The sequence below is a fragment of the Oerskovia sp. NPDC060287 genome (genome assembly GCF_042726775.1).
GTDB classification, from domain to species: Bacteria; Actinomycetota; Actinomycetes; order Actinomycetales; family Cellulomonadaceae; genus Oerskovia; species Oerskovia merdavium.
Genome location: NZ_JBHXBO010000165.1, coordinates 1 through 9528, shown reverse-complemented (window position 1 = coordinate 9528; position 9528 = coordinate 1). Strand labels below are relative to the sequence as shown.

Annotated in this window: 6 protein-coding genes; 1 reads left to right on the top strand and 5 read right to left on the bottom strand. The window is 71.4% G+C overall.

What is annotated here, in order from left to right; translation table 11 throughout:
• Window positions 1-50: 50 nt before the first annotated feature.
• The 5 genes from ACFWFR_RS14045 to ACFWFR_RS14025 form a co-directional block, all read right to left on the bottom strand.
• Window positions 51-5387: an HtaA domain-containing protein gene (locus ACFWFR_RS14045; RefSeq protein WP_377623356.1), complete on the bottom strand. Its 5337-nt coding sequence runs from the start codon at window positions 5385-5387 to the stop codon at window positions 51-53.
• 235 nt (window positions 5388-5622) lie between these two features.
• Entirely contained in the window at window positions 5623-6219 is a 597-nt protein-coding gene (locus tag ACFWFR_RS14040; protein ID WP_377623355.1) for a LemA family protein, read from the bottom strand.
• A gap of 146 nt (window positions 6220-6365) precedes the next feature.
• Window positions 6366-7100 carry a hypothetical protein gene (locus ACFWFR_RS14035; protein ID WP_377623354.1) on the bottom strand — a complete coding sequence of 245 codons (735 nt, stop codon included), beginning with the start codon at window positions 7098-7100 and terminating at the stop codon, window positions 6366-6368.
• Window positions 7101-7147: 47 nt separating this feature from the next.
• Window positions 7148-7732, bottom strand: a complete 585-nt coding sequence (gene pyrE, locus ACFWFR_RS14030; protein ID WP_377623353.1) for an orotate phosphoribosyltransferase — start codon at window positions 7730-7732, stop codon at window positions 7148-7150.
• A 61-nt stretch (window positions 7733-7793) separates the two neighbouring features.
• Window positions 7794-8561 carry an SDR family NAD(P)-dependent oxidoreductase gene (locus tag ACFWFR_RS14025; RefSeq protein WP_377623352.1) on the bottom strand — a complete coding sequence of 256 codons (768 nt, stop codon included), beginning with the start codon at window positions 8559-8561 and terminating at the stop codon, window positions 7794-7796.
• Between the two features lie 127 nt (window positions 8562-8688).
• Between ACFWFR_RS14025 and ACFWFR_RS14020 the strand changes: the two genes are divergently transcribed.
• Complete coding sequence (locus ACFWFR_RS14020) at window positions 8689-9480, top strand: exodeoxyribonuclease III (protein ID WP_377623351.1); 792 nt, start codon at window positions 8689-8691, stop codon at window positions 9478-9480.
• Window positions 9481-9528 lie beyond the last annotated feature (48 nt).

The following is a 9528-nucleotide window of genomic DNA, read 5'->3' as shown; positions in this document are numbered from 1 at the left end:
GGACCTGGAGAGGTCCCGGCCCGCCCGCCGTTCGTGGTGCGGCTCGTGCGTCAGGCGGTCGCGCGTGCCCGACGGCGCTTGCTCACCGCGAGCAGGCCCGCGCCGCTCAGGAGCAGCATCACCGCGAGTGCCGTGGCGTTGCCGGCGTCCGACCCCGTGGCCGCGAGGCCCGAGAACGTGTCGCACTCGACGTCGCCACCGATCGGGAAGCTGAACGTGACCGGGGCCAGTGCGGTCCCTGCCTCGTAGAAGCCCGCGAACGCCTTGGCGCCCGCGGCCGTCAGCGTGGCCGGCGCGCCGGTCCACGTGATCGTGGTGCCCGAGGTCGCCTTCTTGCCCGAGAGGTCGAGGTTCGCGAACGCGACGCCCTTGCTCGTGGACTTGTTGCCCTCCATGTCGCTGCTGACGACGTCGACGACGAGCGTGCCGCTTCCGCCGTTGACCTGGACCCGCGGGTTGGAGATCTGCAGGTCGAGGATGCCGCCGTGACCGGTGAAGTGCACCGAGCCTGCGAAGGAGGCGCGCCCCTTGCCCAGGTCCGTGTTGAACGACCCCTTGCCGCCGCTCCACGTGGTCGTGGAGCCGTTGTCCTTGGCACCGCTCGCCGAGACGGCACCCTTGGCGATCGGCCCCGCGATGTACGCGCGGAACTTGTCGCTCACGGCCCAGGTCAGCGTGGCGCCGTTGACGCCCTGCGCGTAGCACTGCTGAGCGGCGGAACCGCTGCCCGAGGTGCTCGAACCCGTGACCGTGATGGCCGCGGACGCGGTGTGGTTCGCGCCGATGAGGAGCAGCGTGTGCTCGCCCGCCGGGAGATCCTTGGGGATCGTGACGGTCGACGTGGCCGCACCACCGGCGTTGGCCGTGATGCCCGTGGCGAGGACCTGCGGGGTGGAGTGGACCTCGACGCGCAGACCTGCCTCGTTGGCCCCGAACCCGATGCCGCTGATCGTGACCTGGTCGCCGGGGGCGGCCTGGGAGACGGAGAGCGTCGCCTTGGCGGGGTCCTGCTGCGTGCCCGAGCCGTCGGTGTTGCCCGAGCTCTCGCCCGGGGTCGTGCCCGGGTTCTCGACGGCGGAGCCGACCGTGAAGGTCACCGGGTCGAGCGCGTCACCGGCCGTGTAGAACGCACCGAACGCCGGGACGCCTGCTGCGGTGAGGGCCGCGGGGACGCTCGCGTAGGTCGTCGTGCCGTTCCCGGTCGTGACCTTTGCGGCGGCCAGGTCGAGCGTCGCGACCGTCACGCCGGACTGGACGAACGAACCGCCCTCGATGTCCTTCGAGTCGACGTCCGCGACCAGTGTCGCCTTGTCGCCGGTCGCGACGACGCGCGGGTTGCTCAGGCGGACGTCGAGGATGCCGCCGTGTCCCGTGAACCGGACGGTTCCGGCGAAGTCGACCGTGCCCTTGCGGGAGGCCGTGTCGAACGAGCTCGTCGCGGACTGCGGGAACGAGTACAGACCGGTCGCGGCCCCCGTCGCGCCGTTCGAGGTCGTCACGCCTCCCTGGGCGATCGGGCCCGCGATGTACGTCCGGAACGACTCCTTGACGCCCCACTGCAGGCTGCCTGCCGCACCCGCGGGGGGCGGGGTGACGGGCTTGGCCGTGACCGTGACGGTCGCCGCCTCAGAGGTCGAGGTCAGGAAGGACGTGCTGTCCGTCGGGGTGAACACGGCGGTCACGGAGTGCGGACCGACCGCGAGGTCGCTCGCCGCGAAGACCGCGACGCCGTCCTTCACCGCAGCGGAGCCCAGGTCCTTGGAGCCGTCGACGAAGCGAACCACGCCCTCGGCCGAAGCCGGTGCGACGGTCGCGGTGAACGCCACGTCCGTGCCCTCGACGATGCTCGCCGACGAAGCACGCAGCGTCGTGCTCGTCGCCTCCGCGTCCTTCCCGGGCTGCTTCACGGACAGCGCCGTGAACGTGTCGAGCGAACGGTCCGTGACCGACAGGCCGTGCGCAGCCGACGTCGCGACCACGTACTCCGTGGCTGGGTCGAACGAACCCGCCGGGACCTTGATCGTCGTCGTGAACTTCCCGTCCACGACCTGAGCCGGCATCACCCACTGCAGGCCGAGCCAACCATCAGCCACCAGAGGGGCATCGCCCTTCCAGATCGACGCATCACCCAGCAGCACGTACGCGCCGTACTGCGCACCCGCACCCACGAACCCGGTACCCGAGATCGTGAACACGTTCTCGACCGCGGGGTCGAGGTCCGCGCTCGGCGTGACCGTCACCTTCGGGTCAGCCACCGGAACCACCGGCTTGCCGACGACCGTGACAGTCGCCGTCCCCGTAGCACCGAGCTTGCTCGCGACGGTCACCGTGAGCTCGCCCGCGGCGAGGTCTGCGGGCACCGACACGACGACGTCCGCGCCGTCGGCGACGAAGCTTGCGGACGCATCACCCAGGAGGACCGAGGACACCTTGTCCCCCGTCGCGAGACCCGCGACGGTCAGCGTGAGCTTGTCGCCGGCGGTCACCGAGGAAGCGCCCGGAGTAACCGTCAGCGGGGTCGGGATCTCCACCTCCTTGAGCGTGAGGGGCGTGAACGTGTCGAGCGTGCGGTCCGTGACCGACAGGCCGTGCGCAGCAGACGTCGCGACCACGTACTCCTTCGAGGCGTCGAACGTGCCCGCCGGGACCGTGATCGTCGTCGTGAACTTCCCGTCCACGACCTGAGCCGGCGACACCCACTTCAGCCCCAGCCAACCCGACGCGACCAGCGGACCCTCGCCCGACCAGATCGACGCGTCGCCCAGCAGCACGTACGCGCCGTACTGCGCGCCCGCGCCCACGAACCCCGTACCCGAGATCGTGAACGTGTTCTCGACCGCAGGGTCGAGGTCCGCGCTCGGCGTGACCGTCACCTTCGGGTCAGCCATCGGAACCACCGGCTTGCCGGCGACCGTGACGGTCGCCGTCCCCGTGGCACCGAGCTTGCTCGCGACGGTCACCGTGAGGTCACCGGAGGGCTGGTCGGTCGGCACCGTCACGACGACCGAGTCGCCGTTCACGACGAAGCTCGCGGACGCATCACCCAGGAGGACCGAGGACACCTTGTCCCCCGTCGCGAGACCCGCGACGGTCAGCGTGAGCTTGTCGCCGGCGGTCACCGAGGTGGAGCCGGGGGTCACGGTCAACGGAGCCGGCGTCTCGGTGAAGCTGACCGGGACCGAGAGCTCCTGGTCGGCGTTCTTCACGCCGCCCGCACCGTAGGTGTAGACGCCGTAGCGCCCACCCTCGAGAGCCGCGGGGGCCTTGAGCGTGAGCTTGGCCGTGAACGTGCCGTCAGCGGCGATGTCGGCCCACTGGCCACGGATGATCGACTGGTTCGCGGGGCTGAGCTGGTTCAGCACGGTCTCCGACAGCGCCCATGCCTGCGAGCCGACCTTGCGTGCCGAGCTCGCCACGCCCTCCGACGGGCGCCACGCCTCGGCAAAGCTGCCGAACACGACATAGTTGCCCTGCGGCAGGGTGTTGGGGATCGGGTTGCCGTATCCACCGACGTTCGCCGCCGGATCGAAACCGGAACCCTTCACCACGATCGCGTCACCAGGACGCACCACCGTGTCACCCAGCGGCGTCACACCATCAGCAGCGAAGACCTCGATCGCAGGCTCGAACACCGGAGCCGGTGTCTCGGTGAAGCTGACCGGGACCGAGAGCTCCTGGTCGGCGTTCTTCACGCCGCCCGCACCGTAGGTGTAGACGCCGTAGCGCCCACCCTCGAGAGCCGCGGGGGCCTTGAGCGTGAGCGTGGCCGTGAACGTGCCGTCAGCAGCGATGTCGGCCCACTGGCCACGGATGATCGACTGGTTCGCGGGGCTGAGCTGGTTCAGCACGGTCTCCGACAGCGCCCATGCCTGCGAGCCGACCTTGCGTGCCGAGCTCGCCACGCCCTCCGACGGGCGCCACGCCTCGGCAAAGCTGCCGAACACGACATAGTTGCCCTGCGGCAGGGTGTTGGGGATCGGGTTGCCGTATCCACCGACGTTCGCCGCCGGATCGAAACCGGAACCCTTCACCACGATCGCGTCACCAGGACGCACCACCGTGTCACCCAGCGGCGTCACACCATCAGCAGCGAAGACCTCGATCGCAGGCTCGAACACCGGAGCCGTGGGCTCCTCGCCCTTGAACGTGACGGGCGTGAACGTGTCGAGCGTGCGGTCCGTGACCGACAGGCCGTGCGCAGCCGACGTCGCGACCACATAGTCCTTCGTGGCGTCGAACGAGCCCGCCGGGACCGTGATCGTGGTCGTGAACGCGCCGTCGACGATCGAGCGGACGTAGACCTGCTGCAACCAGCCCTCGGCCAGGAGCGGTCCTTCGCCCTTCCAGATCGACGACTCGCCCAGCAGGACGTAGGCACCGTTCTTCGCGCCGGCACCCACGAACCCCGTACCCGAGATCGTGAACGTGTTCTCCACCGACGGGTCGACGTCCGCGCTCGGCGTGACCGTCACCTTGGGGTCGGCCACCGGAGCAGGCGGGTCGACGGTCTTGGCCGTCACGGTGTGCCCGGAGGCCGCGGACGTCGAGGCCGCGAACGCGGCTGCGTCGGCCGGGGTGAAGCGTGCCGAGTAGGCGTGCTCCCCCACGGCCGGAGCCGCGACGTCGAGGCGAGCGGCGCCGTCGGACACCGTGGCCGTCCCCAGCGAGGTGGGTCCGTCGAGGAACTCGACGCTGCCCGCTGCGGCCGGGGCGACCGTCGCGCTCAGCGCGACCGCGGTCCCCTCGACCGAGGTGCCCGCCGGGGCGACCGCGAGCGTCGTGGTCGTCGGTGCGGCCGGCGCCACCGGGAGCGGCGCGTCGAGCGTGGCGGTGAAGGTCGACATCGGCTGGCCGACGTAGTCGGCGAAGTTGCCGTCGAGCGCACCGAACGCGCTGGACAGGGCACCGTTCGCCGTGACGGTCAGCGTGTCACCCGCGCGGGCCGTGCTCACGGCCACGTCGGCGACCTTGACGTCGTCCGCCAACCCCGCGGCCGTGGTGACGTCCGCGGTGAGGACACCGGTCGTCGGCGAGCTGATCGCGAGACGCAGGTCGGCGACCGTGATGTCGAGGACGCCGCCGTGCGCCTTGTAGTTGGTCGATCCACCGAAGCGCAGCGCGCCGACGCCCGTCACGGGGTCGATGCTGCCGCTCGCGGGCGAGTACACGGACTTGCCGTTGCTCAGCGCCGGCGTGATGGTCCCCGCACCGCCGACGTAGCCGGTCCAGCTGTCCTTGAGGTTCCAGGTGGCGCTGCCGCCCGACACCGCGACGGTGTCCGCAGCGCTGGCGGGGGTGACCCCGACGACAGCGAGACCGGCGACGAGCGCTCCGGTCAGGAGTGAGGCGAGAGCGCGACGGCGCCCTCCCCGTTGTGTGATGAGCACTCGGTCTCCCGTGATCGTTCGTGGGTCGCCCGCGGTGGCGACGGGGTGGCGACAGCCGTCACGACCATCGCCTCGTGGACCATATAAGGCGTGCCTCACCAAAGCAAGGTTTGCCTTAGCTCCTGTGTGCGGAGTCACACGCCCTTCGCCGACCGCAGACGCAGTGAGGGGCGGCGCGCCCCGGCGCACCGCCCCTCACTCGTCCTCTGCCGCACCTCGCGGCCGCACCTCGACCTCAGCGGTCGATGATCGGGCCGTTCCCGTCGAAGTCCAGGCGCGGCGCGTTGCGCACCGCCGGGTTGTCGACCTCGAAGTACTCGGCCCGCTGGAAGCCGAACATCTTCGCGACGAGGTTCGGCGGGAACGTCTCGACCTTGGTGTTCAGCGTGCGGACGTTCGCGTTGTAGAAGCGACGTCCGGCCGCGATCCGGTCCTCGGTGTTGGTCAGCTCGCCCTGGAGCTGAGCGAAGTTCTCGCTGGCTCGGAGCTGAGGATAGGCCTCGGCGACAGCGAACAGCCGACCGAGAGCCTGCGTCAGCTGGTTCTCCTTGGCCGCCTGGTCCGCCGGACCGGAGACCGGGCCCGCGGCCGCCGAACGCGCGGCAGCGACCTGCTCGAACACACCCCGCTCGTGCGCGGCGTAGCCCTTGACGGTCTCCATGAGGTTCGGGATGAGGTCGTGACGGCGGTGCAGCTCGACGTCGATCTGACGCCACGACTCCTGCACCAGGTTCCGCAGCCGGACGAAGCCGTTGTACTGCGCGACCGCCCAGAAGAGAACGATCAGGACGATGACGCCGATGACGATCAAGGCGATGATGCCGCCTGACATGCTGCCCCCTTGGGCTGGGTTGGTCGGACCGCTCGACCCGGACGACCGCACGACCGGACCCGACGGACCGAGGGTGCGCGACGTCGTCGGGCGACGCGGAAGGTAGGTGCATCGTAGCGGGGTGCACCCCGCGCAGGACCGACGCGTCAGGGCGTCGGCGTCCCCCGCCTCGGAGCAGGACGGGGCGACTCGCCCTGACGACGCGGCGGCACCGCCCCTCGGTCGAGCCAGACGTGGTCCGGGACCGCGTCGGCCACGACCGCGAGCCGTGACATCAGGGGGAGCACGTTGTCCAGGACCGTCCGGCCGCCCGTCCACCCGAGGATCGCGTCGCCCTCGATCCGCACGTTGCGGCGCGCGAAGTCCGGCTCCAGGAGACGGTGCATCAGGCGCGGGTGCAGGACCTGGTGCGCGAACCGGAGATCGCTCGCCTCGATGCGCCAGGCCCGGTTGAAGTCCTCCGACTCGAGCTGGATGTCCTGCCCGCCGAACGCCTTGGCGACCCGGGTCCCGAAGCCCTCGGGCGTCAGCTCGAGCGTGGGCAGCGCCACCGGGAGGAACAGGACGACCACGTGCGCGGTGTGCGTCGTCTCGCTCTTGCCACCGCCCACCGTCCAGACGTACGTGAACGACAGCGCGGGGTGGCCCGCGTACTGCCCCGCGAGGACCTCGGTCGCCTTGCGGGCGTGCCCCGCCCCGAAGGGTGTCCCCTTCCAGCGCTTCGCGAGGTCGCGGTCGAGGTCCGCGTACCCCCACCCGTGGCGCGCGGCCCACGCCTCGAACATGCGCCTGCGGGCCTTGCCGGCCCGCCAGAACACGTACATCAGGCCGACCACGGCGAGGTCCACGAGGACGAAGACGACCCAGGCCAACCAGGTCATGCCCTGCCCCTCCCCCTTCAGGCCTGCTCAGACCCGCTCAGGCCTGCTCAGGCGAGGTCGAAGTCCGTCAGCCCGAAGATCGAGAGGTACGGCACGCCCAGGGCCTCGATCTTCTCGCGCGCGCCCGTGTCGCGGTCCATGATCGTGGCGACGCCCACGACCTCGGCGCCCGCTGCCCGCGCGGCCTCGATCGCCGTGATGGGCGAGCCACCCGTCGTGGTCGTGTCCTCGACGACGACGACGCGGCGCCCCGCGATCTCCGGCCCCTCGATCTGACGCTGCATCCCGTGGGCCTTGGCGGCCTTGCGCACCACGAACGCGTCGAGGTCCTGGCCCCGCGAGGCCGCGGCGTGCAGCAGCGCGGTCGCGATGGGGTCAGCACCGAGCGTCAGACCGCCCACGGCGTCGACCTCCGCGGTCCCCAGCCCGGCCTCCTCGAGCTGGTCCAGCAGGACGTGCCCGACGAGCGGCGCCGCGCGGTGGTGCAGCGTGATGCGACGCAGGTCCACGTAGTAGTCGGCTTCCTTGCCCGAGGAGAGCGTGACCTTCCCGTGCACGATCGCCAGCTCGGCGATCAGGTCGCGGAGCTGCTCGCGGGGCGTCGGGGACAGGTGCGTGGAGGTGTCGGTCATGGGGTCAAGGCTAACGTTCCAGCGGGCCCGTCCTCCGCCCGCGACCGCGACCCGAGACCGGTCAGCGTCCCTCGAACGCCCGCACGGCAGCACGCGGCGCGACCTTGAGCAGCCCCGACGCCAGCCGGTACCGCAGCGAGGGCGTCGAGATCACGACGCCCCGGCGCACGTCCGCGAGCGCCGCCGCGACCACACGGTCGGCGTTGAGCCAGGCGACCTCGGGAAGCTGGGTGTAGTCGATCCCGGCGCGCTCGTGGAACTCGGTGTGCGTGAGCCCCGGGCACAGGGCCGTGGCCGTGACGCCCGTCCCGCGCAGCTCGACCGCGAGCCCCTCGGTGAACGTCCGCACCCACGCCTTGGCCGCCGAGTAGGTGCCGCTCGCCGTGAGCGCCGCGACCGACGCGACGTTGAGGATCGCGCCGCGTCCACGCGCGGTCATCTGGCCTGCCGCAGCGTGCGAGAGCACCAGGACCGCGCGCACCATGACGTCCAGCGCCTTGACCTCGGCGTCGACGTCCCCGCCCACGAAGCGCTGGTGCACCGCGTAGCCGGCGTTGTTGACGAGCAGGCCCACGGGCCGCTGCCCTGCCTCGTCCTCGTCGACCACGGCGAGGCGTGCTGCGACGCGCGCGACGTCGTCGGGCACCGAGAGGTCCGCCGGGAGCACCTGGACCCGCACGCCCGCGGCCGCGCGGATCTGCGCCGCGACGCGCTCGAGGCGCTCCTCGTCGCGCGCGACGAGGACCAGGTCGTGACGGGCCGTGGCCAGCTGCCACGCGAACTCGAGGCCCAGGCCGGCGCTCGCGCCGGTGATCAGTGCAGTCGCCATGGGCCCAGCCTAGGGGGCGCGGCACGCTCGGGGGGACCCCGTGCCCGACGGCGCCACGCACCGTCGAGCCGTCGGCCTCCGCCCAGCGGCACACCGGGCGTGGGTCGCCCCGGCTAGCCTGGGCGCCATGCGACTCGCCACCTGGAACATCAACTCGATCCGAGCCCGCGCCGAGCGTGCGGTGGCCTTCCTGGAGCGCTCGGGCACCGACGTGCTCGCGCTGCAGGAGACCAAGTGCAAGGACGCCCAGTTCCCGCACGAGGTCTTCGAGGCCGCGGGGTACGAGGTCGCGCACTTCGGGCTGAGCCAGTGGAACGGGGTCGCGATCGTGTCCCGCGTGGGGATCGAGGACGTCGAGACGGGTTTCGCGACGCAACCGCACTTCGGGGCCGAGCCGCACCTGGAGGCCCGGGCGATCGGCGCGACGTGCGGTGGGGTGCGCGTGTGGAGCCTGTACGTGCCGCACGGGCGTGGGCTCGACGACCCGCACTACCCCTACAAGCTCGAATGGCTCGGCAACCTGCGCGACCAGGCCGCGGGCTGGCTCGCGGCCGATCCTGCGGCGCAGGTCGCGCTCGTCGGTGACTGGAACGTCGCGCCGCTCGACACCGACGTGTGGGACCCGGCCGTGTTCGCGGGGCACACGCACACGTCCCCGCCCGAGAGGGCGGCGTTCGCAGCGTTCGCCGAGGCCGGGTACACCGAGGTCACGCGCGAGTTCTTCCCCGAGGAGCACAAGTACACCTACTGGGACTATCAGCAGCTGCGCTTCCCCAAGAACCAGGGCATGCGGATCGACTTCGCCTACCTGTCCCCTGCGCTGCGGGCCCGCGCGACGGGAGTGGAGATCGACCGCGACGAGCGCAAGGGCAAGGGCGCCTCGGACCACGTGCCGGTGATCGTCGACTTCTCGGACTGAGCGCCGAGCCCCCAGGCGGCCCCCCGGCCGCTCCAGGCACCGAGAACC